Annotated in this window: 27 protein-coding genes and 1 pseudogene; 18 read left to right on the top strand and 10 right to left on the bottom strand. The window is 59.6% G+C overall.

The features are described from left to right. Window positions 1-26 precede the first annotated feature (26 nt). From R8871_RS22320 to R8871_RS22310, 3 genes are all read left to right on the top strand, one after another. Window positions 27-704, top strand: a complete 678-nt coding sequence (locus R8871_RS22320) for a hypothetical protein (protein WP_175052400.1) — start codon at window positions 27-29, stop codon at window positions 702-704. Window positions 705-1,024: 320 nt separating this feature from the next. Further along, entirely contained in the window at window positions 1,025-2,383 is a 1,359-nt protein-coding gene (locus R8871_RS22315; RefSeq protein WP_175052399.1) for a DUF262 domain-containing protein, read from the top strand. Window positions 2,384-2,386: 3 nt separating this feature from the next. Continuing rightward, window positions 2,387-3,025 carry a HEPN domain-containing protein gene (locus R8871_RS22310; RefSeq protein ID WP_175052398.1) on the top strand — a complete coding sequence of 213 codons (639 nt, stop codon included), beginning with the start codon at window positions 2,387-2,389 and terminating at the stop codon, window positions 3,023-3,025. A 190-nt stretch (window positions 3,026-3,215) separates the two neighbouring features. Here the strand turns inward: R8871_RS22310 and R8871_RS22305 are convergent, their stop codons facing one another. Further along, window positions 3,216-4,259 carry a phage portal protein gene (locus tag R8871_RS22305; protein WP_175052397.1) on the bottom strand — a complete coding sequence of 348 codons (1,044 nt, stop codon included), beginning with the start codon at window positions 4,257-4,259 and terminating at the stop codon, window positions 3,216-3,218. Then, window positions 4,256-4,660, bottom strand: coding sequence for a terminase gpP N-terminus-related DNA-binding protein (locus R8871_RS22300; protein ID WP_175052396.1), 405 nt, complete (start codon window positions 4,658-4,660; stop codon window positions 4,256-4,258). The genes R8871_RS22305 and R8871_RS22300 overlap by 4 nt, the downstream gene beginning before the upstream one ends. Before the next feature lie 154 nt (window positions 4,661-4,814). On the opposite strand from R8871_RS22300, the gene R8871_RS22295 reads away from it, so the two are divergent. The 7 genes and pseudogenes from R8871_RS22295 to R8871_RS22265 all read left to right on the top strand — a co-directional run bounded on the left by R8871_RS22295 (window position 4,815) and on the right by R8871_RS22265 (window position 8,856). Next, window positions 4,815-5,429, top strand: coding sequence for a GPO family capsid scaffolding protein (locus R8871_RS22295; RefSeq protein WP_175052395.1), 615 nt, complete (start codon window positions 4,815-4,817; stop codon window positions 5,427-5,429). After that, window positions 5,422-5,523: a tail protein X gene (locus R8871_RS22290; RefSeq protein WP_175052549.1), complete on the top strand. Its 102-nt coding sequence runs from the start codon at window positions 5,422-5,424 to the stop codon at window positions 5,521-5,523. The genes R8871_RS22295 and R8871_RS22290 overlap by 8 nt, the downstream gene beginning before the upstream one ends. A 27-nt stretch (window positions 5,524-5,550) precedes the next feature. Continuing rightward, on the top strand, window positions 5,551-5,892 hold the full coding sequence (locus tag R8871_RS22285) for a putative holin (protein WP_175052394.1): 342 nt from the start codon (window positions 5,551-5,553) through the stop codon (window positions 5,890-5,892). Next, window positions 5,892-6,125, top strand: a pseudogene (locus tag R8871_RS22280) (hypothetical protein); the annotation flags it as partial. The gene R8871_RS22285 and the pseudogene R8871_RS22280, both read left to right, overlap by 1 nt. 659 nt (window positions 6,126-6,784) lie before the next feature. Next, window positions 6,785-8,128, top strand: coding sequence for a hypothetical protein (locus R8871_RS22275; protein ID WP_175052393.1), 1,344 nt, complete (start codon window positions 6,785-6,787; stop codon window positions 8,126-8,128). A 202-nt stretch (window positions 8,129-8,330) separates the two neighbouring features. Continuing rightward, on the top strand, window positions 8,331-8,546 hold the full coding sequence (locus R8871_RS22270; protein ID WP_246287640.1) for a type II toxin-antitoxin system RelE family toxin: 216 nt from the start codon (window positions 8,331-8,333) through the stop codon (window positions 8,544-8,546). Then, complete coding sequence (locus R8871_RS22265) at window positions 8,530-8,856, top strand: helix-turn-helix domain-containing protein (RefSeq protein ID WP_175052392.1); 327 nt, start codon at window positions 8,530-8,532, stop codon at window positions 8,854-8,856. Before R8871_RS22270 ends, R8871_RS22265 begins: the two co-directional genes overlap by 17 nt. 71 nt (window positions 8,857-8,927) lie before the next feature. On the opposite strand, the gene R8871_RS22260 is transcribed toward R8871_RS22265, so the two are convergent. From R8871_RS22260 to R8871_RS22250, 3 genes are all read right to left on the bottom strand, one after another. After that, window positions 8,928-9,446 (bottom strand): IS21 family transposase, encoded by a 519-nt coding sequence (locus R8871_RS22260; protein WP_175052391.1) that lies wholly within the window; start codon window positions 9,444-9,446, stop codon window positions 8,928-8,930. A gap of 407 nt (window positions 9,447-9,853) precedes the next feature. Then, window positions 9,854-12,685: a response regulator gene (locus tag R8871_RS22255; protein WP_175052390.1), complete on the bottom strand. Its 2,832-nt coding sequence runs from the start codon at window positions 12,683-12,685 to the stop codon at window positions 9,854-9,856. After that, entirely contained in the window at window positions 12,682-13,815 is a 1,134-nt protein-coding gene (locus tag R8871_RS22250; RefSeq protein ID WP_175052389.1) for a substrate-binding domain-containing protein, read from the bottom strand. The genes R8871_RS22255 and R8871_RS22250 overlap by 4 nt, the downstream gene beginning before the upstream one ends. 286 nt (window positions 13,816-14,101) lie before the next feature. Between R8871_RS22250 and R8871_RS22245 the strand changes: the two genes are divergently transcribed. The 3 genes from R8871_RS22245 (at window position 14,102) to R8871_RS22235 (ending at window position 15,752) form a co-directional block, all read left to right on the top strand. Next, window positions 14,102-14,254: a hypothetical protein gene (locus R8871_RS22245; RefSeq protein WP_175052388.1), complete on the top strand. Its 153-nt coding sequence runs from the start codon at window positions 14,102-14,104 to the stop codon at window positions 14,252-14,254. 30 nt (window positions 14,255-14,284) lie between these two features. After that, on the top strand, window positions 14,285-14,782 hold the full coding sequence (locus tag R8871_RS22240; RefSeq protein WP_175052387.1) for a RidA family protein: 498 nt from the start codon (window positions 14,285-14,287) through the stop codon (window positions 14,780-14,782). A gap of 229 nt (window positions 14,783-15,011) precedes the next feature. Next, window positions 15,012-15,752, top strand: a complete 741-nt coding sequence (locus R8871_RS22235) for a COG4705 family protein (RefSeq protein ID WP_407673184.1) — start codon at window positions 15,012-15,014, stop codon at window positions 15,750-15,752. Between the two features lie 83 nt (window positions 15,753-15,835). Here the strand turns inward: R8871_RS22235 and R8871_RS22230 are convergent, their stop codons facing one another. Beyond that, window positions 15,836-16,375, bottom strand: coding sequence for a cytochrome b (locus R8871_RS22230; protein WP_175052385.1), 540 nt, complete (start codon window positions 16,373-16,375; stop codon window positions 15,836-15,838). Continuing rightward, the gene (locus R8871_RS22225) at window positions 16,372-17,433 is read right to left on the bottom strand and encodes a catalase family peroxidase (protein ID WP_175052384.1); all 1,062 of its coding nucleotides are present in this window, start codon (window positions 17,431-17,433) and stop codon (window positions 16,372-16,374) included. Before R8871_RS22225 ends, R8871_RS22230 begins: the two co-directional genes overlap by 4 nt. Window positions 17,434-17,754: 321 nt before the next feature. Here R8871_RS22225 and R8871_RS22220 point away from each other — a divergent pair, with 321 nt between their 5' ends. Beyond that, window positions 17,755-18,690, top strand: coding sequence for an SMP-30/gluconolactonase/LRE family protein (locus R8871_RS22220; RefSeq protein ID WP_175052383.1), 936 nt, complete (start codon window positions 17,755-17,757; stop codon window positions 18,688-18,690). Window positions 18,691-18,715: 25 nt separating this feature from the next. On the opposite strand, the gene R8871_RS38335 is transcribed toward R8871_RS22220, so the two are convergent. Continuing rightward, window positions 18,716-18,844: an alcohol dehydrogenase gene (locus tag R8871_RS38335; protein WP_217468913.1), complete on the bottom strand. Its 129-nt coding sequence runs from the start codon at window positions 18,842-18,844 to the stop codon at window positions 18,716-18,718. Window positions 18,845-18,951: 107 nt separating this feature from the next. Here R8871_RS38335 and R8871_RS22215 point away from each other — a divergent pair, with 107 nt between their 5' ends. From R8871_RS22215 to R8871_RS22205, 3 genes are read left to right on the top strand one after another with little or no spacing between them, the layout of a single operon-like run. Continuing rightward, on the top strand, window positions 18,952-19,389 hold the full coding sequence (locus R8871_RS22215; RefSeq protein ID WP_175052382.1) for a carboxymuconolactone decarboxylase family protein: 438 nt from the start codon (window positions 18,952-18,954) through the stop codon (window positions 19,387-19,389). Between the two features lie 58 nt (window positions 19,390-19,447). Continuing rightward, window positions 19,448-20,140 carry an FMN-dependent NADH-azoreductase gene (locus tag R8871_RS22210; protein WP_175052381.1) on the top strand — a complete coding sequence of 231 codons (693 nt, stop codon included), beginning with the start codon at window positions 19,448-19,450 and terminating at the stop codon, window positions 20,138-20,140. Between the two features lie 4 nt (window positions 20,141-20,144). Further along, window positions 20,145-20,576: a cupin domain-containing protein gene (locus tag R8871_RS22205; protein WP_175052380.1), complete on the top strand. Its 432-nt coding sequence runs from the start codon at window positions 20,145-20,147 to the stop codon at window positions 20,574-20,576. A 30-nt stretch (window positions 20,577-20,606) separates the two neighbouring features. Here R8871_RS22205 and R8871_RS22200 read toward each other — a convergent pair whose 3' ends face one another. Next, window positions 20,607-20,978 carry a hypothetical protein gene (locus tag R8871_RS22200; protein WP_175052548.1) on the bottom strand — a complete coding sequence of 124 codons (372 nt, stop codon included), beginning with the start codon at window positions 20,976-20,978 and terminating at the stop codon, window positions 20,607-20,609. 619 nt (window positions 20,979-21,597) lie between these two features. On the opposite strand from R8871_RS22200, the gene R8871_RS22195 reads away from it, so the two are divergent. Continuing rightward, on the top strand, window positions 21,598-22,953 hold the full coding sequence (locus R8871_RS22195) for an MFS transporter (RefSeq protein ID WP_175052379.1): 1,356 nt from the start codon (window positions 21,598-21,600) through the stop codon (window positions 22,951-22,953). Between the two features lie 53 nt (window positions 22,954-23,006). Here R8871_RS22195 and R8871_RS22190 read toward each other — a convergent pair whose 3' ends face one another. Next, a complete protein-coding gene (locus R8871_RS22190; RefSeq protein ID WP_175052378.1) occupies window positions 23,007-25,538 on the bottom strand; it encodes a penicillin-binding protein 1A in 2,532 nt (843 codons plus the stop codon). Window positions 25,539-25,604 lie beyond the last annotated feature (66 nt).

Genomic DNA, 25,604 nt, shown 5'->3' with positions numbered 1-25,604 from the left:
GTCGAACGCGAAGAGAGACTAGCCAAATGCAAGTATGGGGGAAGCCGCTGGAGTTCTGGGACGCAGCATCTGTTTGGTTGATATGGATCGCGGCCGTTTGTGGCGCCGTGGCGGCAATCTCCGGGCTCCTCGGGGCAATCGTCAGCAGAGAAGTGACCGCCGTCGCTCAGCGGGAATCCGATGAGCGTATAGCTGCAGCGAACGCATTGGCGGCAAAGTCAAATGAGTCTACTGCAACTGCGGTGCTCAAGTTGGAGCAGCTCCGTGCACAGGTCGGACCGCGGCAGTTCAATCGCGCCGCGTTTCTAGAGGCGCTCCGAGGCGAAACCGCAGGCAGCGTTCAGATTGTCTATCTACGAAACGACCCCGAGTGTTTCGACGTCGCACAGCAGGTTTGGCACCTCTTAGAGGATGCTGGCTGGCAAGTCACGCCACCTACCCCGATCTTCGACGGTCGGAATAACCAACCTGCCGCAATGAACGTTGACGGCCAGCCCGCTGGACTGACGGTCGTGGCTTCGATTCAGTCGCCAGCAGAAGCAGACGCGGAGCTACTTCGCGCAAATGGCGAAGCTTGGGTGCACACGCCGTTCACAACCCTGACGTATGCGATTGAGCGCGGCATTGGCAGGATTGCGACGCACATTAACGGCCCGAATCGCCCTGCGCCTGGCACGCTTCGCGTGGTGGTGGCGCCTCGTTAGGACCCGCGTAATAGAGGATGGCCGTTCCGAGTGGAAGCAGGCCGTTGAAACCACGCGACGTCGATGAGCCGCTCCATGTCATCCTATGCTTTTTGCTTGCAGCGTGCGCCCAAAGCGATCTCCGATCTCGGGTGTGGGACGCGGTACGGCCACAGCTTCCGTTCGCGAACTGCAGCTTTCAGGTTGACTTGGGTCAACCGCGAACGCGGAATCGGCTCGAACCGATTTCGAGCGGAAGTGGCGCGCCTTGTTTACAAGAGCAAGCTCGTCAGGGATGATGGCGCCACCGAGGATCTTTATCATTCATACAAGGACACCCGATGGGCACTCAGAAGCCTGCAGAGCTAGAGTTCGACGACGAGTTTGAGGACCAGGATGTTTCAGAGGCGTTGGATCCGCGGTCAGTAGCAGCGGTCGTCAGCGGAAACGACTGGACTACAGAGACAATCGTTTCCCAACTCGAACGTAAAAATATTCAGCTGAGTCCCGGTTTTCAACGGCGTGATGCGTGGAAGAAGGATCGAAAGAGCAGGTTTATCGAATCTCTAATAGTTGGTTTGCCGATTCCTCAAATCGTTCTTGCCGAAGTGAAAACAGAGCGCGGTAAATTTATTGTTTTGGACGGTAAGCAGCGGCTATTGAGTATCTTGCAGTTTTGGGGGAAAGGTGCCGGCGAAAACAATGGATTTGCGCTGTCCTCTCTCACACTACGCGAAGACCTAAAACGGAAAACCTTCGAAGCGTTGGCCACTGATCCTTCGCTCGAATCAGACTACAATGCCCTTTGTAACCAGCCCATCCGAACGGTCGTCATTCGTAATTGGCGTGATACGAATTTCCTTCATACCGTGTTCTTGCGACTTAATACGGGCAGCGTAAAGCTCTCGCCGCAAGAGCTTCGGCAAGCCTTGCAGCCGGGTGCCTTTTCTACCTTTATCGATGAGGCAGCGAGCAACTCGATGGGGATTAAGAAAATCCTTGGTCTGACCGATCCAGACCCCCGCATGCGGGACATTGAGATACTCGCGAGATTTCTTGCATTCCGATTCTTTGCGCCAAGATATCCTGGGCGATTGAAAGCGTTCCTGGACTACGCGTTCGAGACGTTCAATGAGGATTGGGACCAATACGAGCCGAAGATTGTGGCTGCAATTAGTGAATTTGAAGCAGGGGTTTCGAGCCTCTCGGAGATCTTTGGAGATACGATAGCGAGAAAACCCGATTCGCGGCAATTTAATCGTGCGGTTTTTGACGCCTTGATATATTTTCAATCTAAAAAGTCCGTTAGAGCTGCCTTGGCGGGTAAAGGCACTGCTATAGTAAAATCTTACAAGGCCTTGTTCGCGGGAGATTCTAGATTTCTGGCTGCAGTGGAAAGTGATACTGCCGGCGCAGGGAATACATTCACGCGACTGCAGATTTGGGCGGCAGCTATTTCTGAAATCTCGGGTGCCGATATTTCGCCGCCGTTAATACCCAACACGACGGCAGCTGATGCAGGCGCGGCCAGTACCGCGACAAAGAACATTACTGCAAAAAAGGTACCGGCAAAAGCGGCGCCTGCAAAAAAGGCAGCGGCAAAAGCGGCGCCTGCAAAAAAGATAGCGGTAAAAAAGGCGACTGAAAAAAGGGAACCTGTTGCCGCTGGGAAGACGCCTCGCCGCTCTGGACGTCACTAAATAATGGCTGCCACTGCTCGCTGGATAGATCTTGAGACCGAGATCGAAAAAATCCGCCAAGTTTTCTTGCCGGCGGCCTTCGATCCGGGTGGTACCTATCCCGATCAACTCCAAGTCCATACTCATACTCGGGCTTTCTTGCTGCTCTCGCACGCAGAGATCGAGCATTTTCTTGAGGCGTGGGCAAAGGCTATTGCTCGCGCTGCGGAGGACACTTGGAAGTTGCATGGAAAATTTTATAAGCCGACGGCATTCATCGCGGCCGCGCATTCCGACCGCGTTCCAGTAAGCGAAAAAGTCTCGGGTACTTCTAAAGGTGATTTTGAAAGCATATTTCGCCAGAATCTTAGTGCTGCATTCTCATATTTCTACAAAATAATCAAGGAAAACAACGGCATAAAAGAGCACAATTTTGCGAAGATGTTTACGCCAATCGGATTGTCGATTTCTGATTTATCCGGGACGCTTTTGACTCGGTTGGATGCACTTGGCGAAAAGCGGGGGGCAGAAGCTCATAATTCTGGAAAATCGGTTCTCGTTCTTCTCGATCCAGAAACCGAATATAAGAGTGTCAAGGAGCTAGTGACGGATTTAGAGCTGCTCGACGGTTATCTAGATACTTATAGGGCGAGTCTCGTCTAACGGCTGCCGAGTGAGGCGGAATTTGCGACTCGCATGTTTGTGCCGTCAGAGGACGAGATTGCGCACTTGGAAGATAGCATCGGGCGGAAGGCGCTGACGTTCTAAATGACCGGTATCCGGTAGATCGACGTGACCTCGCCACCGTCAACAACGGGTCGGACACGGCCCGTCGCGGTCGGCTGTATGCTGCTCAAGCTGCGGCGACCGCCCTCTTGATACTGTAAGGATTGAACCGCACGACCTCATCGCCGATCCACTCATTGAGTTGCGTAAAGCGGCGCTGTAGCGGTTCGATTTCGTTGGCGCCGAATACCTCGGCAGCCGTGTCTGCGGCCCCGAACCCGCCCGTGTTGCTCGGCACTACGCCGATAAGCTGCGGTGGCACGCGATGCGCCGCAAGCAGGTCGTCGCGCGTCACATTCTTGATGTTGAAAAACTCGTCTTTCGCCGTGACCTCGGACACCGGGATGAGCTGAATCCCTTCCTTCTTGCCGTTCGGCGCGTACATGAACAGGTTGCGGAAATTCCCCGGTCCCTTGCTGTTTTTCAACGCCTCGCGCAACGCGTCAACGTCTTCCTGCTTCTGCGCTGCGTCCGTCATATACAGGATGAAGCCGGCGTGTGATCCATTTTCATAGTAGCGCCGGCGAAACAGCGTCGCAGACTCGTTCAACCATGCCGCGTGTAGCGCGCCGAGATATTCGGGCAGGCCATACACCTCCTGATTGATATCCGGTTCCATCAAGTTAAAGATCACGCCCGGTTCGAATTCGTGCTTTTCCTGTATGCCGTTGATCTGAAAGAAACGCTGCAAATCGGTCGCGCGACGCATGTACTTCGCCGGCGCTCGCTTGAGCGCGAGCGTACCGCCGAGCCGGTTCTTTTGCCTCTCTATCGGGCCGTTCCCAAACACCAGAAAATCAAGCGCCCACTTGTCGAATTCCTCGCGCGTGAGCAACTTGTGTGGAATGAACGTGGATGACAGCACATTGCGCTTGAAGTAAATCGCGGAGCTGTGATGCACGCCGGCGCGAAATGACTTCGCCAGGCCCGCGAACGACACCGGCGGCTCAAACCATTCGCCGGCCGACCAGCTCTCCACGTAATCCAGAATTTCGGCCCGATCCATAACCGGCATCGGGTCGCCGAATGTAAAAGCCTCGGCCCGCGCTGGCTGAGCTGCGGTCGGCGCCGGCGCTGCGGCGTGCGTGTGGTTGTGTCTGCGTTTGCTCAATTTGAGAACTCCATAAAGCCTGTGTTGTTGGCAGTAATGCCCTCTAGCGGTTCATTGCCGAGCGCGTGCAGGCATGCCCATGCAAGATCCGCGTGCCCGGTTTCCTCGCTGCGGCTCGCCTCATAGGTGAGCAGATCGACCTCCTTGAAGTCACGGCCGTCTTTTTCCTGCTTGGCAATCAATACCGCGAGCCGCGTTTCTAACGACGACTCGATGCGCTCGATCGGCGTCGCCTTGTCCCATTCGTCGCGCTGTTTCCACGCTTCGACTGTCGCGCGCTTGATTTCCAGATGACGCGCGATCGACGTGACGCGCCAACCCTGCCAGTAGAGCGCGCGGGCTATACGGCGTGGGTCGGCATTCGATTCAAGCACAGGGGCGATATCAGCGGTTTCTAGCATGGCCCCAAGTTTCTCGCGACGCGCGCGCGCAAGCACGCCTAAGCGTTTGTATCCAAGCCTAAAACAAACGCAAAGCGTTGAGCCGAAGCGCTCGTAAACGCAAGATATGAACTCACGCCGAATCAACCTTTTAAACCCGCTGGAGACCTAATACATGCAATCTCGCAAGCTGTCGCTCATGTCGTTCGCTGTTGCGGCGATCGCGTTCGCTTTCACGATGGACGCGCACGCGGCGACGCTCGCCGTGAGTAGCGTTCTCAACCATTCCGATTTCATCGGCGGCCATCTCGGCGCCGGAGCGCTCGCGATCGGCTCCGTGGCGGCGACTGGCGCCGGCGGGTCGGTCAAGCATACGGCAACGAAGTTTTTCCGCATCGCTGTCGAAGGCGCAACAAGCGATGGCCGGAGCATCGATCGCGCATCGCTTGTACAGATGGCGAAGAACTACAACCCCGACGTGTACGGCGCACGGCTGAACCTCGAACACTACCGCGGCATCATCCCTGATAGTCCGTTCAAGGCATACGGTGACGTGATCGCACTGGAAACCCGCGATGAAACCGGCCCGCTCGCCGGAAAGCTCGGCCTGTATGCGCAGATCGCGCCGACGACCGACCTCGTCGCACTGACGAAGGCAAAGCAGAAGATCTACACGTCGTGCGAAATCGATCCGTCATTCGCCGACACGAATCAGGCGTACCTGGTCGGCCTCGCTGTGACCGACAGCCCCGCAAGCCTCGGCACTCGAAGCGAACGCTGGCCTGGCTGATTTCGGCGTATTTCTGCCGATCGGAACCCCTGTTTTTCTTCCCGAGCTGGCGAGTGTCGATACATCGACGCCGCTCTTACAACTGTTTGACTGATTGATCTACACCGACTCAGGAGCCGACATGGCCGAACCGAGCACCACCACCCTCGCACTGTCGGCCGCGATCGGCCTCGCGAGCCTCGCGCCGGGTATCGACGGCAACGCGTTGATTGGCGCCTTCACGGGCGCCGCGCTCGTAGTCGTTACGTCGAAAGATATCGGCGCCCTGAAGCGTGTCGCCTACATGCTGATTTCCCTGGTGATGGGCTATCTGGCCGCGCCGGAGATCGTCACCGCGACACCGATCAAGTCAACCGGCGTGGCGGCGTTCTTCGCGGCCGCATTGGTGATCACCGTGACGCTGCAACTGATTGACCGGGTCAAGACGTTAGACCTGTTCTCAATGTTCAGGAAAGGGGGGTGATCGGCGCATTTATCCTCAACTGGTCACCCCTCGGCCTGTTCTACCAGGCATTTGCGGGCGTGCTGTCATGGTTCGGAATCGACATGCCGGCGAAGTTTTCGGAGTTTGGCGCGAACCTGCTCTCTGGCCTTGTGACCGGCATCACCAGCGGGCTGGGCGCCGTAAAAGACGCGATCGTCAACGTCGCCAGCTCGACCGTTGGATGGTTCAAGGAAAAACTCGGCATCCATACCTCCCGTGGATCTTCCAATGATAGTGCCAGATGCAAACAGAAAAATCCCGGCTATACTGTATATCCATACAGTATTTTGTGTGCAGCCATGCGGCACCGTCGCCCACTAACCGCCGCTGAACTGGCCGAAATCTACGATCGCGAGCCGACCGAAACCGTTCTGCGACTGTTGCAGGAGATCCATCGCTTGCGCTCGACGATAATCCGCGCCGACCAGGTCCGAAGAATGATCGGCAAGAGCGGAACCGCGTATGTGGCGGATTGCGTGTGGGAATGCTTCGAACAGGAATTGGATGCTGAGCCGTGTCTGACAGCCCCACCCACGCCGCGGCAACAGATACTCCCCTAAGCGACTATGCGCACTTTGGAAGAAGGGCGAAAAAACGGCGGAAGGAGATGAACATGACCTTGGATGACTTGAAGGGCCTTGGAATTGTTGTCGGTAGAATCGTCGATGCCGAACTTGGGAACAAGTCGATAGCGTGCGCCGGGAAGGTGACGCCGGGTGGTGTGAGATCTGATGATGGGCAATACTGGCTAGGGGACTCCGAACTCGAAGCCGCGATGCGTTGCTACATTGAATCGCCGAGATTCTTGAGATAGCTGGCGATCGGCCATAATAATCGGATATTCGATCATGTCAGCTTGATGGAGATTTCCTTGAACCCCTCTCACACGACTGCATTTTTCAATGCGCTGGACAACTGGACATACGACGGGTACCACGTTGACCAACGCTTGATTGCGCGTCGCAAACCTGGCGAAAATCAAATTTTCGAGATTTGGGGTGCATCCATCGTCTTCCACCCGGTACCGGCGCAGAACAACTATTCGGGGGTAGTTAGAACAGAGACCGTGTTTGCTGAGCAGCTACAAAAACGCGTTGATTCGAAGGACGAGATAGTTGAGATTGTCAACCGAGCGATGCGTGGAGAGATTCAAACTAACGACGGGATCAGTGTTTGTCTACGGGGAGTGTTGGGCCCAACGACAGAGATTAACCGTGAGGGGTGGTTCTTTGATTCGAATATCTGCGTGGTCGGCGACGCAAATGGTGATGTTGCGCGTGATCTTCAATCAGTTGACAACGAGCTACGGCTTGCAGAGATTCCCTTCGACGGAATCTCCGACCTGGCCGGTTGGTTCGGGATCACACTGCCGATAGAATATGGAACACCATCAATCACTGTGCGTATTGCCGCGCCGGCTGACCTGCGGATAGCAGAGACGATCCTTGAGCAGGATAAGTTATCTTTAGTGATTCATACCCATCCGGCCTTTGATACATCGCAACTTCGCCTCGCGTTGCGGGCTGTGCCAGGCGACGGACTCTCCGCTCGTATGCAAGTCGCTCAGAGAATCGAATGGGCTAGCTTAGAGGGTCGCCTCGAAGGGACGGCAGTAATCCCCATAAAGGACGCCGACCAGGTTCTGACCATGCTGATGGTGGGCAAGAATCCAGTACGGCGTCAGTGGTTCGCTGACAAAACTAAGGCTCGTAACCAGAGGCTTATGGCATATCGACTGTACGACAAAGATCTATCGCAGTTGCGAAAAGCGGTTTTAAAGGAGGATGATTCGTCTCGATTTGAGAAGGCGGTCGCAGGAATGTTATTTCTGAGAGGATTTACACCGGTAGAGCTGCTCGAAACAGATGGTCCCGATCTGATTGTCGCCACCCCGCTGGGCAGACTTGCAATTATCGAATGCACACTCAGGTCAGCCGATATCGCAAAGAAAATTGGCAAGTTAGTCGATAGGCGCGCGAAGTTGGAAAAAGCACTGGAAGAAAGCAAGCACCTCCCCACTGTGATCGCCGTCCTAGTTTGTCGACAAGACGCGAACGAGCTAGCCGCAGAGGCTAAGAGCGCTGAAGAAAATCGAGTGCTTCTCGTCACGGGGGAGAACCTGAGACATCAACTGGATGTCGAGCCGAGAGCTCCCGTAGACCCAGACAGCTTGTACGAGCAAGCGTTACAGATGCTGGCCACCAAACGTCTGTAAAGCCGACCAAGGCGCGCAACTTCAGTGCGCTGATGCCGCCCGCAGCGGACGAACGCCGTACTCGAGCCGCAGCACGCAGCGCTGTGAAAGGCGGGCAGGGGGGCTTGTCTGCGGAAATAAGTTAAGCTGGCAAAAAAACTTATATTATTCTTATAATAGAAGCATGAACGCGATAAACTGAACCCAGAAAGCGGCAAAGCAATTGCGCAAGCTAGACCGGCAGCATCAGGTTGCGATTCGTGACGGCGTCAGCACTCTGGCCGCGATGCCAGATTGCCAGAGCGTGAAAGCGCTGACCGATCACGAATACGGCTACCGGCTCCGCGTCGGCAATTACCGGGTCTTGTTCAACTGGGACGGCGCTATCAAGGTCGTCGAGATTGAGGAAGTGAGGAAACGCAATGAACGCACGTACTAACATTCAGGTCATCAACGGACCGGACGGCAAACCCGCCTATGTCGTGATTCCGTACGCGGAGTATGTCTCCGAGCATAGTGCTGAACGCGGCCTGATTCCGCACGAAGTCGTGAGCCTGACAGTTGACGGTGCAACGCCGGTTCGCGCCTGGCGCGAGCATCTTGGCCTGACGCAGGTTGAAGTCGCTGCACGTATGGGCATCAGTCAATCGGCCTACGCACAGCAGGAAGGCAGCGATCGCTTGCGCAAGGCGTCGCGCGAAAAGATCGCGACCGCGCTCGGCATCACTGCGGCTCAGCTCGATTTCTGACCGTTCCCAAACCATCCAGATTACATGGGGCGCTAGACGCCCCATTTTTCCGTCCATACTTCCATTAGCCGTCACGATGCGGTTTTGTCGTGCACGTACGCAGGTGGGCCGATGCCCGCAAACATTCGACCTGAGCGCCACATTCGCGGTAGCTCGACTGCCTGCGTACGCCAGCGTGCGAGTACAGCCGCGAACGTGCCTTTACGCTTGGCACGTCGGATTTTTTCGACCACGTTCCAGCCGCGTACATATAGCGCGAAGCTGCGCCTGCTGGAAAGGTAATGCGGGGCGTGAACGCCGACCCACGCGAGCAATTCAGCAGGCGGGACGTCCGGAGCTGCGGGATCGGCTTCGATATTAGCCACTACAGGCGTTTCGTCGGCCGTCATACTGCCGTGCGTCGCGGAGGGCTCAAGCGCGAGCAGGCGAAGCATTTCGATGCGATGCCAGGGCATTGGCGAACGGCCGGCGACGTAGTTGCGGATCGTTCGCGAACAACAGCGCAGCTTCCGAGCAACTTCGGCGATTGAAAGACCGCCGGTCAGCGCCAGAAACTCATGCAGACCGCCATGTCGTTGTTCTGCGAACACCTGAGAACCCTCTGAAGTCTGAAGGGCGCGCAATCTAACGTAAACATTACAATCCTGCAAAATACACTACAAATTGTAAGCAACGTGGATCTGGTGTTAGCAACACTATTTAACATAATATAAATTATCAACATTTTGTGTGTAGTAGCTTTATAGAAATGTCTGGTTCTGGCTCATTAGAAATGTCCGGTTCCCGGCTGTCCTTCAACGCTGCGTGAGATTGAAACCGTTAAAGACGGAATCAAACCCAACGTCAAACCCCGACATTTCTACTTTGCTGCCGCTACGACACTTCAGGATGGCCTCGACATAAGTTGATCGACATGAACGGTCGCGCCGCTATGTTTATGTATCAGCATCGAATCGATGCATCCTGCAACGAATCTGAACCGCGCTTGACACGGCAGTCATGGCACTTGCCGCTTTTCCAGATATCGCCCCACAAAGCTGAGGATTGCCTTGGACCGGTAATCCTTTGCAAGCCGGCAAAGATGATCGGCGAAAGGACGGAAGCGCTCGTCGAGTTCGGGCAGGTGGGTGGCGTGCCGGGCGATGGCTTGCATGTCACCGAGTCGCGCCAGACGATGCAGCGCTTCGATTTCCGAAGGCGGCGGTGCGATCAAGGTTCCGATGGACGGATCGCCAGTGGGTACTGCCGCTTCACCTGGTCCGGCGACTTCCGGCCTGGCAACCTCGTCGCTCCATTCGATGTTCAGGAGCGCCGCGACCTTTGATAGCAGCTCATCGAAATCGATCGGTTTAGGCAGAAACGCATTCGCGCCGGCCGCCAGGCTTTGCGCAGCATCGGCGCCAGAGGCCCCGGCGGAGACTGCGACGATGGGCAGATCCCGAAACTCTGGTATCTCGCGCAGGCGGCGTGTGGCTTCGAGCCCGTCCATGCCCGGCATGACAACGTCCATCAGGACAAGCGCCGGCCGCAGGGATTTGACTTTCTCGAGCGCTTCCACTCCGTCACCGGCCTCCTCCATGACGAATCCGAACTGGCTAAGCATATCAACCGCCACGGCGCGGTTTTCCGCCACGTCATCCACGACCAGGACCGTCTTGCGCGCGCCCTTGTAGCCGCCTATCGTCCGCTCCGGTGGGACGACTGCTGCATGAGGCATTACCGCAGAAACATTCAGCTCGAAGGAGAAGGCGCTGCCAGCACCGCGGCGGCTCGAGACATGAATCTCGCTACCCATCAGACGCAGGAGCTGCTGGCTGATGGCGAGGCCCAGCCCCGTGCCTCCCAACCGGTGGCGGGCGCCACTCACCTGTTCAAAAGGCCGGAAGATCGCCTCCAGATGCGCGTCCTCAATACCAATGCCCGTGTCCTGTACTTCGAAACGCAATCGCGATGGCGGCATAAAGCCAACGCCCAGACGCACGCTCCCTTCCTCGGTAAAGGTAATCGCATTGGAGAGCAGATTGAGCAGCACCTGGCGCAGCCGTTTTTCGTCGACGCGCACGCCCGCGGGCAAATCAGCGGCCATCTCGCAGGTGAAGGCGAGCCCCTTTTCCATTGCCTTCACCCCGATCGTCTCGGCAATGAAATTGATGAACCGGTCGAGCGGAATGTCGGAGAGGTTGAGCTCCATCTTCCCGGCCTCGATTTTAGCCATGTCCAGGATGTCGTTGATGAGCGCAAGCAGGTGTTCGCCGCTGCGCTGGATCACCCGGAGCCCGTCGATCTGCCGTTGGTCGAGGCGCCTGTCGCGGCCAAGGATCTGCGCGTAACCCAGAATCCCGTTCAACGGCGTGCGCAGCTCGTGGCTCATGTGCGCGAGAAAGTCGCTCTTGGCCTGGTTGGCCGCATCGGCGTGTTCCTTTGCGATGGCCAGTTCAGCGGTTCGTTCGAGGACCATCTCTTCGAGGCGCTCGCGATAGCGCCGCAGTTCCTCGTCGGCACGCTTGTGTTCCGTAATGTCGCGCGAAATGCCGAGCAGGAACTGCGGCTCGCCCCGCGCATCCGGGATCGGAATCTTCATCGTGTGCAAGAAGCGCAGTCCGTGGCGCGTATGGACCGACTCCTCCGGCACGTCGACCATTTTCCGCGAGTCCAGCACGGCACGATCCTTCAACGCGAAGAAATCAGCTTGATGCGCAGGAAACAGCTCGTGGACCGATCTGCCAATGAGTTCCTCGCGCCTGTAGCCGAGCAGTTGTTCCGCCGCCTTGTTAAAACGCACGAAGTGCAGGGTCGCCGCCTCCTTGACGAAGATCATATCCGGGATGTTTTCGATGATGCTGCTCAGGAAGCGCTCGCTTGCCCTCGCGGCCTCTTCGGCGTGCTGGCGTTCGACGATCTCCGCTGTCCTGCCCTCGAGCGCCCTGCTGAGTTCGGCCGTCCGCTCCGCGACGCGGGCCTCGAGTCCGGCGTTGAGCTCCTTTAGCGCATCCTCGGCTTGCCGGCGCTGACGCCGGTCTTCAAGGAACTGCTCGACTGCGCGCGCCATGTCGGCAATCTCGTCGTCCCCCTGCACCGGAAGGCTGGTCTGTGCGCCCTCCCCGTCACCGTGCCGCAGCGTGTGGCTAACCCGGCGCAGCCGCGTCACCACATGGCGACCCAGAAATACGCGGGCAATCAGCCAGGTGAGCAACAAGCTCATCGCAACTTCTGCGGCCACCCATGCGCGCGTGCGGTCCGAGCTATCGGCGAGATTCTGGACCGCCTGGCGATAGTCGCGCGTCAAGTATTCCGATTGGAGGCGAGCCGCGACGGCCAAGGCGTCGGCCTGGCGGCGCAGATCATCGTCGAGGCTGGCGAGTGACGCGCCAGGTGCCGGCGCGGACGGGGCCGCGGCTCCGTCGCGCAGCGCGCTCTCACGCACCTGCGCCTCGATGTTGACCGTATTACGAAACCGCTGACTCGATCGATGCAGCGCCAGCGCGTCGACGCCGGGGTCGTCGCTCGAGGTGGCGGAGGCAAGACCTTCCACCAGACGGTCAAACGATGCCAACCGTTCAAGGACGTGGCGATGCGTCTCGCGCACGGCGTCGACCGTGCCGTCACTCGACAACTGTAGCGCCAGGCGCTCGATCATCAGAGTGTGCTGCGCCAGATCTTGAGCATCCTCCATGCGGGCCAGCCGATTGTCGGCCAATACGCGAAGCGCGTGCGCGGAGCCGGCCAGTGAGTAAAGCGTCGTGGCGCCGACCGCGACCACCAGGGCGGCAAGACACGAGACCACGAGCGCGCACTGGGCAGTCAGCGAGTGTGGGAGGGTGAGCTTCACGGGCGTTTCCAGATGCGTCGATAGATGTCGCGATAGCCGTTGGCGGGGTCGTAGAGCAAACGATCGCCGCCGTCCGCAGCAATGTTGCCTGCGGTCACGAGATGCACCGGAAACACGTAGCCCGTGACACTTTGCCCTGCGAGGAGTCTGTTCATCTCATCAACCAGTTGCCAGCCGTGCAGGTTCAGGGGCTCTGCCACCGTGCCCGTCTGGAACGTACGCGCCCGGATGCGCAGGAAGGCGGACTCGCTCCCGTCGCCGGCCGACAGCATCGCCATGGCGGTGTCCGGCAATCCCGCCTGGGTCAGCACGGGGGCGGCGTAGTCGAAGTAAATGTCGTTGATTGCCAACGCATGCGTCCAGCGTCTGCCATAACGCGCGAGCAGGTTGCGCGTTATGCCGGGCATCAGTTGCTGGCTGCGCGAGAGGGGTACGTCGCGCACTTCGAGCAAGGTGCAGCCGCTACACGCACGCACAGCGGCGGCCATTGCGCTCGCCTTGTCTTGCGCGATCCGGAAACTGCTGTCGGTGAAGATGACGACTCCTGCCCGTCCGCCGGACTGCGCGATGGCCGCCAGCGCGGTGACGCGTGCGACCTCGAGCGGATCCGTCGAGACGTTCATCGCCACAGGCGTGCCGGGCACCGCGCCAGCGCGGCCCGCGACGTGCCAGCCGATGATCGGGATGCTCTGCTCGGAAAAAGGCCGCAGCGCAGGCAGCAGAGCACGCGCGTCGTCGCCGACGATAATCAGACCGTCCGGACGGCTCGCCAGCGCATTGGCCAGCGTCGGCAGCCGCAGATCCGGCGAGCCGCCGGAGTCGAATATCTTCGCGCTCCAGCCGATGACTTTTGCGGCCTCCAGCACACCGTCGACCACCCCGAGGATGCCACCGTTGCGCAAATCCAGGGCGACGACGGCGATGCGTTTCGCAGGCTGCGCACGTGGCCCGTCACGTGGTCCGTTCCAGGGCGTAGCCGGTTGCGCCGCAGCGTCGACGACGCGCTTCGCCTCGTCCACGTAGTTCCTCGCGGCATCCGAGGCTTCAGGTGCGGGAGCAGGCAACAATCCCTGCGCCGCGACAATCGACGGCATGCACGCACATGCCCACGCCAGAAGCAAGCCCCTCATACTGTTCCCCACGGGTCTCGTCGTTGGGTGTCCCTGAATATCTAGCCAAATGCCCCGCAGGGGACCCTGCCAAGACGATATTACACTCCGGCGGCCGCATGTCAGCATGGGGTATGCGCTGAGGCAACTGACAGCGGCCTCACGCACATACACTCGCGCTTGCGTGCGGCCGAGTTCAACTCGCAAAACGTCGTTCGCTCGATCCGTTGGGACCGGCCCGGGTTCGGCCACGAGCGGCCGGTGGCTCATTGTGCTGGGACGACCGCTCGCATAGCAGCTTCGAATCGTGACGATCGGTTCTGAACGCCACGGCCGCGTTCTTTGCATCAACGATATTGCACGCAGCCCGTTCCTCGGGGCCGCCTTATTGTCGGGATCGATCCGCACGGTTTTCGTGATCGGCGCAGCACGACTTGAAAAGCCGACCGCCAGCATCTAACGTTCTTCGCAGGCTCCCGAGGAGACGGCCATGGCAAGAATCGAAGCAAAGCTGGCGGAGATGGGACTGACGTTGCCGCAGGCGCTACAGATGCCTGCAAACGTAAATATGTCATTGCCCTTTACATGGGTGCGCGTGAGCGGCACACGAGCTTTTGTCTCGGGACACGTGCCGCTCAACCTCGATGGGACGATTGCACAACCGGTCGGTAAGGTCGGCGCCGAAGTTTCTTCAGACGAAGGCTACGCGGCAGCACGCCTTGTGGCGCTTGCACAGTTGGCGAGTCTTCAGAAGGCGCTCGGGGATCTGGATCGCATTACGGCCTGGGTACGCGTCTTTGCAATGATCAACGCAGCCCCCGGTTTCGACCAGATGCCGCGGATCGCAAATGGCTTCTCGGATTTGATCCTTGAGCTGTTTGGGCCGGACATCGGTATGCATGCCCGGTCAGCCGTCGGCGTCGCGCTCCCTCTAAACGTGCCCGTCGAATGCGAAGCGGAAGTTGAGATTGACGGACTGCGCCTGTAATCCGAGATTGCCGCCGCGAGCGCCTTGCAAGAAAGCACGGTCGCACCTAAGGATTTCCTAAGGAAGTGTCCTGCAAACTAAATCCCAACGTTGGCTTACTTTGCTTAACGGGATGTCCCACATTGCGAAGGAGACGCGAAGTTTGCGCTTTCAGCGCCGCGTCCCCGCATGACGGTGACGGGACCCCTGGGCTACCTACACATGAGGGAATATGGACACAACGAAGCACATGGCGATGACCAAGGTGCCTGAAATCACGCTTGGTTTCTGGATCGTCAAGATCGCAGCGACAACACTAGGTGAGACCGGCGGAGATGCAGTCTCGATGTCGATGAATCTGGGCTACTTTGTCGGCACGATCATTTTCGCGGTGATATTCTTCGCCGCTGTCAGCGCCCAGATTCGGGCGAACCGGTTTAATCCGCTTCTTTACTGGGTAACCATCGTTGCCACAACGACAGTCGGTACGACGCTTGCCGACTTTGCCGACCGATCTCTCGGGATCGGCTACTCGGGCGGAAGTGCGATCCTTCTCGCTTTGCTGATGGGCTCGCTCTTCACCTGGTACAAGATGATGGGTTCAGTATCGGTGACGACTGTGTCTTCGCCCAAGGCGGAGATGTTTTACTGGGTGACAATCATGTTTTCCCAGACGCTCGGCACGGCGTTGGGCGACTGGACTGCTGACACGGTTGCGCTCGGCTACAGCGGCGCGGCCATTGTTTTCGGTGGCTTGCTGCTGGTGCTGGTTGTTGCGCACTACTGGACCAACATCTCATCGACGATACTCTTCTGGGCCGCCTTCATTCTGACTCGCCCGCTCGGGGCGGCGCTGGGTGACTTCCTCGACAAGCCAATCGACCATGGTGGACTGGCGATGAACCGTTATGCCGCTTCGATCGCGCTTCTAGGCTTCATCCTCACCAGTTTGATGGTCTTCAGGCAAAGAGCAGCAAAGGCCGCTCACTGATTGAAATCCCGGGCAGCCGCACACCCTGTGCGGCCCCGTTCCCGTCTAATGGTCGCTTCGCCAGGATTCTTCCGCTTAGACCTCTACCCTTTTCGCCACGACGCCATTGCCTCAAAAACGCCGTCACGCCGGACCAGCGCATGAAATAGCGCGGCTGCGATATGAAGAACAATCAGCGCGAAGAAGCACAGCGCGAGAAATCTGTGCGCATTCCAGAGCAGCGTGTGCAGTTCGTTGCTGTGAGGCAAAAACGACGGCAGTCGAATGCCGGCCACCACGACGGGATAGTCGGCTGCTGACAGCATGCCCCAGCCAAGCAGCGGAAGTGCAATCATCAACGCATAGAAAGCCACGTGCGAGAGATAAGCCGCGAGTTTCATCGGCTCAGGCATGTCCGATGGCAGTGGCGGCGCACCTCGCACCAGTCTGACTATCAGCCGGATCACCGCGAGCACGAGAATCAGCATGCCTAACGGCTTGTGAATCGAAACCAGCGTGAGATAGTCGGGCCGAACGGTCGATACCATGCCCACACCGATAAACAGCATCGACAGAATGCATATCGCCATGATCCAGTGCAAAGCGCGCTGTACTGGCGTGAAGCGCTTGTGACTCGATGTCATGGCTTGGCCCCTTCGGTTGGCGTATGCGGATAGTCTTTGTCCTCGGCGCTCCGACGGTTGAACGATACCGAGTAGGCAGCCGAGCGCGCAGCAGGGAACGGATCGTCAGAAACACGAATGCCCGAAGGAAGGACGGTCGGATCGAAATTGAGGTCGCGGCACGGTCCATTAGCTTCGGGTTCGATGGCGTTGACCACAAGCGTGCCGGCCTCTACTTTGCGGCGATCATCGGGCCATGCTTTGCTCGGATCGGACGTCGGGTCACCCGGATTGGCGACGGTGATGATCATCGTCCAGCGTTGCGGAGCGCTGCTCACCCGCTGCGCAATGTCCGAAGCAAGGAAGTCGGGGCTGCGCTGTTTGAGATCGTCCGGAGAGACGGTCTCCGGTTTCGCTTCCGGCACAAAGGACCAGCGCACGACCTGATCCTGTCCTTCAGCGTTCGTGAAGATAAAGCTGTTGAGGCTGTTATACCGCTCTTGCGCATAAGACGCCGTCCAGGGTGCGCTGGTTGCCCACGCACCGAATTTCGCAAACTCAGGGTGGGCGGCAATGAAGTTCTTCATCGCATCGGGGTCGTCTTTTCGGGCCGAAGCTTGCAACAGAGCATAGAAGCCCTGGGGCGTCGCAACGGCGAAGAACGGTGCATCGATCATCGCCGAGCGCCACTCGTTTCCATCGGGTGTCACGATACGCAGGCTGAGGCCGCGAACGCGCACCGTGGCGTCTGTGGCTTTGGCATCCGGCGTGGCCAGATTGAACCGTCCTGTGACCTGATACGAGCCCGGCGCAAACATCTGCGCCTTGGACAGCGCTGCTGCTGCTCCATTCGACTGGAACGTGCCGGTAAAACAGACGCCTTTGGCGTGGTTACGCCGGAAACCCAAAGCGGGTCCGCCTGGAGGCGCCAGGCCATTGACGATTTTCGCGGGGGTCAGGCGGTCTGGCGAAAGCCAGCCCGCGGTGTAGGCGAAGGCAAGCACTACCACGGCTACGACAAGTGCAATCAGGGCCAGCGAACGCGCGACGGGAACGTTGGAACTCGGTCTGTCGGTCATGGGACTCCCGATCAAGAGTGCGGGTAGCGAAAATCTAGCAGCATAACGAAACTCGTGCCAGGAAGATGCACGTTTGACTGGCATTCGTCTTGCCAGGCATTGGCACTTCCATTTCCCTGACTGTGAACGCGTAAGACCGGGAAAGCCGCCAGCTTCCGGCCCACAACCACACGATCGCCCTGTCCACTCCAGGCAACAACCGTCACGAAGTTCTCGTACAACCTAAGGTAGTCTGTCAGGACCAGTTCAGCAGCGGCGGGTCGACTGATCGACTCCGCCAGTACGACAACGGTTGTAAAGACCTGATGGAGGGTACTTACTGTGGCTACGAACAATGGCGGTACGCTGTATGTCCTGCAGGCACGTCCACCGGCAATCATCGCCCTGTCGCCGGACGGTTCACACGAGGTCGTTCTCGCGAACCTCACGCGCACGCCCGACGGCATCAAGGTCGATGCTGAAACCCAGATGGTCTACTGGACCAACATGGGAACCGGCATTCATCTGGTCGACGGCGATCCCGCTTCCGGCGCCGTTCCCCCGAACGACGGCACGATCGAAAGCGCGAAACTCGACGGAACCGGGCATCAGGTGCTGGTGCCTTCCGGTAAGGCCGGAACGCCCAAGGAAATCGTGCTGGACAAGGAAGGTGGTCACCTGTACTGGTGCGATCGCGAAGGCATGCGAGTCATGCGCGCGCGGCTGGACGGCTCTGAGGTAACGGAACTCGTCCGCACCGGAAACTTCCCGGAGGATACGGCCGACGCGAAGCGCCATTGCGTGGGCATCGTCCTGGATAAGGCAAACGGCCATGTCTACTGGACGCAAAAGGGCGCGCCGGATGCCGGCGAGGGCCGCATCTTCAGGGCAGGCATCGAGCTGCCGCCTGGCGCGACACCCGATCGGCGCCCGGATATCGAATGTTTGCTGGCCGATCTGCCCGAGCCGATCGATCTCGATATCGATCACCGTGATGGCATGCTTTACTGGACGGATCGGGGCGACGATACGCATGACGGAAATACGCTGAATCGCGCAAAAATCACGGCGTCTGGACTGGTCGATCGCCACGTGCTCGCCCGGGAGCTGAAAGAAGGGATTGGCGTGTCTCTGGACTCACGGGGGCGCCGCGCTTTTGTGACCGATCTGGGTGGCAACGTGCGCGAGCTGGACATCGATCTGAAGCAGGAGGCGCATTTCACCACCGTTGCTCATCTGGGTGTGCTGACGGGTATCGACTACGCGGAAGACATCTGAGTCGGATACCTCTGAGCCGCCCGGCTCAAAGCGCCTGACGCGTCGGCCTGAACAGGATTTCGTTCAGGCCGACATCGGCCGACCGGCGCATCGCGAAGACCATCACGCGGGCGAATGATTCCGCCGGAATCGTCACCCACAGCACACCGATCAAGTGGCTACCTGAAAATAGACAAAATCGGTCATTTAATAACACCAGTCGAACGCCTAATCTTCACTCACCGGCCCACGGTGTGGGTCCAAACCCTCAAGGAGTGAATCATGGAACAACGTCTCGACTTCTACAAAGCCAACCCCGCTGCCATCAAGGCGATGCTCGGCGTCGAAGAACGCATCGGCAAATCGGCCCTCGAAAAATCGCTGACCGAACTGGTCCGTCTGCGTGCCTCGCAGATCAACGGCTGCGCGTTCTGCGTCGACATGCACACCACCGACGCTCGCAAAGGCGGCGAATCCGAGCGGCGTCTGGCCACCGTCGTGGTGTGGCGTGAAACGCCCTTCTTCACCGACCGTGAACGCGCCGCGCTCGAATGGACCGAAGCGCTCACGCTGGTGTCGCAAGAACACGTACCCGACGCCGTGTGGCAAACCGTACGCCCGCACTTCAGCGACGAGGAACTGGTCGACCTGACGCTGCTGATCTCCGCCATCAACGCATGGAACCGCTTTGCGATCGCGTTTCGCAAGATGCCCGCTTGAACGCGCCGTCGCCACGCCCCTGCGAACCCTTTCTGCATAACCCTGAAGGAACGAAGTCATGAAAATCATGCACGTCGACGCGAGCGCCAAACGCGAGCGATCCAACTCGCGCGCGTTGAGCCAGCATTTTCTGGAGCGCCTGCGTGAGGAAGGTCTGGATATCGAGGTCGACTATCTCGACGTCACCGTCGATACGCCGCCGCATGTGAACGAAGCATTCGCCATCGCGACGTACACGCCGTCGGATGAACGCACGCCCGCCATGAAAGCGACGTTGGCGGCATCCGATGCGCTGTGCAAGCGCCTGCTCGACGCCGACGCGCTGGTCTTTGCCATGCCCATGTACAACTGGTCGATGCCCTCCGTGTTCAAGGCGTTTATCGACAGCGTTACGCGTACCGGGTTGACCTACGTATTCACAGACGACGGGCGCATAGAAGGCCAGCTTGCGCGGCAAAAGGTGCTTTTCATCACAAGTCGCGGTGCTGACTTACGCGCCGGGCCCTACTCGTCGATGGATGCGCTGACGCCGGCGCTTCGGGCCGCTTTCGGATTTCTCGGCGTGGCGGACCCGACCTTCGTCGACGCGCAGCCGTTGCAGTTTTCGGATCAGGCCGCGCGGATCGAAGCGCTCGAACGCGCGCGCACCGAACTTGCCGCGGTGGCGGCGCACTGGGCCAACCCGGCGAAGCCGGCGCCAGCCCCTGCGTTGGAACAGGACAACGATGTCATGGCACTCAGCCAGGAGTAATCGCATGAAAATTCGTACGCTGACGGCGACAGTAGCGCTCGCCGGTCTTTCCCTCGCGGCAATCTCGCCAACCGCATTCGCCGCTGATACGGCCGCAGTACACGAGACGATTACGCCTGCGTTCACTGAGGCGATCGCCAACGTTCCGGGCAAAACGATGACGGCGCTTGTCGTCGACTATCCGCCCGGCGGCAAGTCGCTACCGCATCGGCATGGACAGGCTTTTGTGGTCGGCTACGTGCTGTCAGGCGCGATCCGCAGTCGCATTAACGACGGCGAGGAGCGCGTCTTTCATGCGGGCGAATCCTGGACCGAGAAACCAGGTGCGCATCACACGGTCAGCGAAAACGCGAGCGACACCGAACCCGCGAAGCTGCTGGCCATTTTTGTGGCGGACACAAAGGATAAAAAACTGGTGACGTTCGACAAGCAATGAACGCGTAAGTTGAGATACAGCTGCGCCTGTCTAGAACTTCGGATGACACTCAAAATTCACTGACGAGGCGTGCTCGGTCATCATCTGCACGCCGCTCACCGTTTCAGTCGTGACACTGCTCTGCATGCCGCGACGCTCGCAGTAGTCGCGCGCCTCGCTTATCGCATGTTCATGCGCGCGGGCCCAGGCCATCTTCCCGCCGGTCGCGCTCGCCGCTACCGAGTAAGTGCCGGGTTTGTCGGTTGTGACGACATCGGTCGTCGATGCGCATCCCACCAGACTGGCGCACGCGACTACTGCCGCGATGAGCGCCCGCCCCCGCTGGAACAACTCACTTCCACGCAGCGGCGCGACGGACACCTGCTCCCCATCGAGCACCGAATCTGACACTTCGTTGAACATGATCGCCCACATTTTTTAGCCATTTTTCCAATCTCTAAATTATGCGCAATCAGGCGCGCCAGATCAGCTTCGTCACCTGAAAACACTGTTGCACACGCCTGAACAATCGCCGGCAGCCCACGCCAGAAAAGGACTCCGCAAGTCCACTGCATGACAGACAGACATCACGTCCCCGCAGGCCTAAGCTCTGTTTCCACGTCCCTTCTGTTCCATGCAATTTCCGCACTCTTCTCATACGAACAATGCACTGGCTTTATTCCGCCAGCTGATCGAAATTAGCACGGTCATTCCATTTCGCGGTGCACAGGATTCGGGTCGGAGAACCCATCCGCGCGAACCCCGCAGCAAGACTGTGCAATCGAGTCCGCAACAGGCGGATGTAAAAAGAGGAGACATGCATGCGTTTTATCAACCACGGCGTTTGCGGAGCCACGCTGATTCTTGCAACCGTGGGGATGACACATCGGTTCCAGGACGAATCGCTGTCGCCGGGTGGCGCGGGAGCCTCGCCTGGCGGCGCGTGCTCCTGTAGGCAAAACACTTTCGGAATCGTGCTCCACCGACTAGTCTGTATGCACCTCAAGCAAACAGACCGGACGCTGAACCGGAGGAGACGTCGATGGATATCGAAGCACGCACCATAACCCGCGTGACGGTTCGGCTCGTGCCGTTCCTGATTGTCTGCTATTTCATTGCCTATCTCGACCGGGTCAACGTCGGTTTTGCTGCACTGCAGATGAACAAGGCGCTTGGCCTGTCCGCCAGTGCATTCGGCTTCGGCGCCGGCATTTTCTTCATTGCGTATTTTTTCTTCGAAGTCCCGTCCAATCTTCTGCTCGAGAAATTCGGCGCGCGACGCTGGATCGCCCGGATCATGTTCACGTGGGGGATCCTTGCCGGCGCGATGGCCTATATCCCGGACATCGCCCGCTTCACCGGCCTCTCGCCCGCGCACGTGTTCTATGGCTTGCGCATTCTGCTGGGCGTGGCCGAAGCGGGTTTCTTCCCCGGCATCATCTTCCTGCTGACGCTATGGTTTCCCGCCGCCTATCGCGCCCGCGTGGTCGGCTATTTCATGGCGGCCATTCCGTTGTCCACGGTAATCGGCGGCCCGATTTCCGGCGCCCTGCTCTCGATGGACGGACGCGGTGGATTGGCCGGCTGGCAATGGGTCTATCTGATCGAGGCGATGCCCGCGCTGGTGCTCTCGTTCTGCGTACTGTTCTATCTGACCGACAAACCGGCGGACGCCACCTGGCTTGCCGATGACGAACGCGACTGGCTGGTCGCCCGCCAGGCTCAGGAACGCGAGCATCGCGAGGCCGTGCGCACGTTCAGCGTGAAGGAGGCGCTGTTCAATCCGCGCGTGCTCGCCGTCGCGCTCATCTATTTCGGTGCGAATGCAACCAACTATGGCCTCAGTTTCTTTCTGCCGCAGATCGTCAAGTCCTTCGGTCTCACCAACCTGCGGACCGGTTTCGTGACGTCGCTGCCTTACATCGTCGGCGTGGTCAGCATGATCTACTGGGGACGCCATTCGGACCGCAAGCTCGAACGCAAATGGCACGTGGCGATTGCGTTGCTGGTCGCCGCCGGCGGCATTGCGGCGGCGGCCGGGCTCGACAATCCCGTGCAGAAGATGATCGCGCTGTCGATTGCCGGCTTCGGCATTTTTGGTTGCCTGCCGGTGATCTGGACCTTGCCGGCCGCCTTCCTCTCGGGCGCGGCGGCGGCGGGCGGTATCGCCGCGGTCAATTCTCTCGGCAATCTGGCGGGTTTTTTCGGCCCTTACGCGATGGGCTGGATCAAGGACAGCACCGGCGGCTTCGGCGCCGGCCTGCTTTGTCTGTCGGGCGCGGGACTCGTCGGCGTGGCGGCCGTGCTTCTGCTGCATCACGACACGGCACTCGAGGCATCGTGCGGTCTTCCGGACTCCGGCGCGGCAGGCAGGGAGAAAGTTGCCAGGCCGTCCTAGCTGCGTCTGCGGAGGAACGCGGACTTAGCTACGCGGCCCGGCATGCTCGAACCTCAGGGCGACGCACTCCCCGGCGCGCTGGCCGGTCCGCTCGGGAATGAGCTTGCCGCGCCGCCGCCTGCGTCCGGCGACAGCACGTCGTCCGGCGTGGGCGTCGGCGCCAGGGCCGGCTCGCCGTTGCCATGCACCTCACCGTCGACTGCCCTGTTTGCAGGCGCGACCGCTGATGCCGGTGCTTGAAGGAGCGGCGGTTGAGGCGGCAGCGCGCGCGGTTCGACATCTGCGGCAGTCGCAGAGGACGCCGCGGCCGCCGAAGCGGCGGACGCCGGTGCAGTAGCAACAGCAGGTGCATGGCGCGTCGAATTGCGCGTGACAACCGGCGCCTCAGTCTTCGCGGGCGATGCTGCAAACAGATGCTGGAACCACTCGCGCAGCCTGCCCGAGCGCTCCGCAAACCAGCCCGGCTCCTCGTCGGTCGCGAACTTGACGCGGCTGTCCACCAGCTTCGAGCGTTGCGCGCGCTGGAAGAAGTCGCCGACGATCGGCAACGCGCTGTGCGCCCCCTGGCCCCAATAGTCGCTGCGCAAAGTCACCCGGCTGTCGTTGAAGCCGACCCACGCCCCGGCCACGAGCTGCGGCTGGATCAGGATGAACCAGCCGTCCGCGTTGCCCTGCGTGGTACCCGTCTTGCCCGCGACATCGCCACGCACGCCGAAGCGGCTGCGAATGCTAGAACCCGTGCCCCGGCTCACCACGTCGCGCATCACATCGACAAGAGTACGGGCGGCGGCGGCGGGCAACTCCTGTTTGGGCGATGCCGGCTCGAAGTCGGCCAGCACTTCGCCGTTCCGGTCTTCAATGCGCGTGACCATCACCGGCTCCACGTAACCGCCGAGATTGGCGATCGTGCCGTAGGCAGAGACCATCTCCTTCAGCGTCACCGGGCTCGTGCCGAGCGCGAGCGATGGCACCGGGTCGAGTTCGCTGTCGCGCACGCCCATGGCGCGCGCCAGTCTCGCGACCTTGTTCGGACCGACCGTCTCCATCAACTGGGCGGTAATCCGGTTGCGGGAATAAGCGAGACCGTCACGCAGGCTGATCGCCCGCTCGCTCGGCTCGTCCTCGTCGCTCGGACGCCAGACTTCGCCGCCCGCCAGCGGAATCTCGACGGGTTTGTCGATAAACGTATCGCTGGGTTTGGCGCCGTCTTCAAAGGCGGCGGCGTAGACGAACGGCTTGAAGGTCGAACCCGGCTGGCGCCGCGCCTGCTGGACGTGGTCGAACGGGTCCTGGCTGAAGTCGCGACTGCCGACCCATGCCTTGATCTGGCCATTGCGCGGGTCCATGGCGAGGAAGTCCGCCTGCACGCGGGTCTTGGACTCGCACACGCTCTTCACCAGGTCGCGGTCGGCCGAGACACGCTTCATCGCGTCGTCGTCCGTCAGGCCGGCGTCTTTTGCGGCGCGATAGTCGGGCGTTTCACGCAGGAAAGTCTGCAGCAGGTCGCGGCCGTTCGCACAACCCGCGCGCGTGCCCCACGCCGAATTCGCGAGGCCCTGCAACTGGTTGCCCTGCAAGGTCACAGCTTGAGTGGCCATGGTCTGCAAACGTGAATCAATGGTGGTGCGCACCACCAGTCCATCGGAATACATGTTGTAGTCGTTGCGATCCGCCCATGCCGCGAGCCACTTGCGCAGTTGCTGCGCGAAGTGCGGCGCGGGTCCGGGCGGCTCGGTTTGCCGCTCGAAATCGATGCGCAAGGGACGGCGCGCGAGCGTCGCGGAGGCCGCCGGCGTGAGCTTGCCGTACTTGACCATCTGGGCCAGCACCGTGTTGCGCCGCTGCAAGGCGCGCTCCGGATTGAGCACCGGGTTGTAGTAGCTATTGCCTTTGAGCATGCCGATGAGCGTCGCGCTTTCCAGCACGTTCAGGTCGCCGGCCGATTTGTCGAAATAGGTTCGCGCCGCCATCTCGATGCCATAGGCGTTGTAGAGAAACGGCACCGTGTTGAGGTAGGTCTCGAGGATCTCGTCCTTGGTGTAGAGCGCCTCGATCTTGAAGGCCGTAATCGCCTCCTTGATCTTGCGGGTCAACGTGGGCGCGCGGCCGATCTCGTCGGGATAAAGATTGCGGGCGAGCTGCTGGGTAATCGTCGAACCACCCTGCCGGTCGCCGGAAAACGTGTGCAACGCGGCGGACGCCGTGCGGCGCCAATCCAGCCCGAAATGCTGGTAGAAGCGATGGTCTTCCGTGGCGATCAGCGCATTCACCACATTAGGCGAGATGTCCTTGAGTTTCACCCACTCGCGGTTCGAGGGCTTGAACTCGGTCAGCAGTTTGCCGTCCGCCGAGAGAATCTGCGCCGGCTGCTCGATTTTTGCCTTGCGGATGTCGCCGATGCTGGGCGTGAGCGGAATCTGGATCAGCACATACAGAACCAGCAGCACCGGAATCCCGGCACAGGCCCATGCCGCGCCGCGCAGCGTGGGATGGCGCAGGTGCCAGAAGCCCCGCACGATGGGCTGGTTGGCCCGGGTTAGCCCTTTTTCAAGGGTCTGTAGGAATGAGGTGATCAGGCGCTTCACACTTGCTACCGTCTGCTGGGAAAGGCTGAATCCTACCAAGATGCTGGGCGAAGGCCGATTTTTGCG

This window comes from Paraburkholderia sediminicola, assembly GCF_902859805.1.
Lineage (GTDB): Bacteria > Pseudomonadota > Gammaproteobacteria > Burkholderiales > Burkholderiaceae > Paraburkholderia > Paraburkholderia sediminicola.
The sequence above is the reverse complement of the archived record's forward strand: the minus strand, read 5'-3'. Positions and strand labels throughout refer to the sequence as shown.

Coding starts and splice junctions, on each gene's coding strand:
- R8871_RS22240 (WP_175052387.1), top strand. CDS start 14,285: ATGGCAAGAATCGAAGCAAAGCTGGCGGAGATGGGACTGACGTTGCCG.
- R8871_RS22295 (WP_175052395.1), top strand. CDS start 4,815: ATGCAATCTCGCAAGCTGTCGCTCATGTCGTTCGCTGTTGCGGCGATC.
- R8871_RS22310 (WP_175052398.1), top strand. CDS start 2,387: ATGGCTGCCACTGCTCGCTGGATAGATCTTGAGACCGAGATCGAAAAA.
- R8871_RS22320 (WP_175052400.1), top strand. CDS start 27: ATGCAAGTATGGGGGAAGCCGCTGGAGTTCTGGGACGCAGCATCTGTT.
- R8871_RS22315 (WP_175052399.1), top strand. CDS start 1,025: ATGGGCACTCAGAAGCCTGCAGAGCTAGAGTTCGACGACGAGTTTGAG.
- R8871_RS22200 (WP_175052548.1), bottom strand. CDS start 20,978: ATGTTCAACGAAGTGTCAGATTCGGTGCTCGATGGGGAGCAGGTGTCC.
- R8871_RS22235 (WP_407673184.1), top strand. CDS start 15,012: ATGGCGATGACCAAGGTGCCTGAAATCACGCTTGGTTTCTGGATCGTC.
- R8871_RS22285 (WP_175052394.1), top strand. CDS start 5,551: ATGGCCGAACCGAGCACCACCACCCTCGCACTGTCGGCCGCGATCGGC.
- R8871_RS22195 (WP_175052379.1), top strand. CDS start 21,598: ATGGATATCGAAGCACGCACCATAACCCGCGTGACGGTTCGGCTCGTG.
- R8871_RS22205 (WP_175052380.1), top strand. CDS start 20,145: ATGAAAATTCGTACGCTGACGGCGACAGTAGCGCTCGCCGGTCTTTCC.
- R8871_RS22265 (WP_175052392.1), top strand. CDS start 8,530: ATGAACGCACGTACTAACATTCAGGTCATCAACGGACCGGACGGCAAA.
- R8871_RS22210 (WP_175052381.1), top strand. CDS start 19,448: ATGAAAATCATGCACGTCGACGCGAGCGCCAAACGCGAGCGATCCAAC.
- R8871_RS22230 (WP_175052385.1), bottom strand. CDS start 16,375: ATGACATCGAGTCACAAGCGCTTCACGCCAGTACAGCGCGCTTTGCAC.
- R8871_RS22225 (WP_175052384.1), bottom strand. CDS start 17,433: ATGACCGACAGACCGAGTTCCAACGTTCCCGTCGCGCGTTCGCTGGCC.
- R8871_RS22300 (WP_175052396.1), bottom strand. CDS start 4,660: ATGCTAGAAACCGCTGATATCGCCCCTGTGCTTGAATCGAATGCCGAC.
- R8871_RS22250 (WP_175052389.1), bottom strand. CDS start 13,815: ATGAGGGGCTTGCTTCTGGCGTGGGCATGTGCGTGCATGCCGTCGATT.
- R8871_RS22215 (WP_175052382.1), top strand. CDS start 18,952: ATGGAACAACGTCTCGACTTCTACAAAGCCAACCCCGCTGCCATCAAG.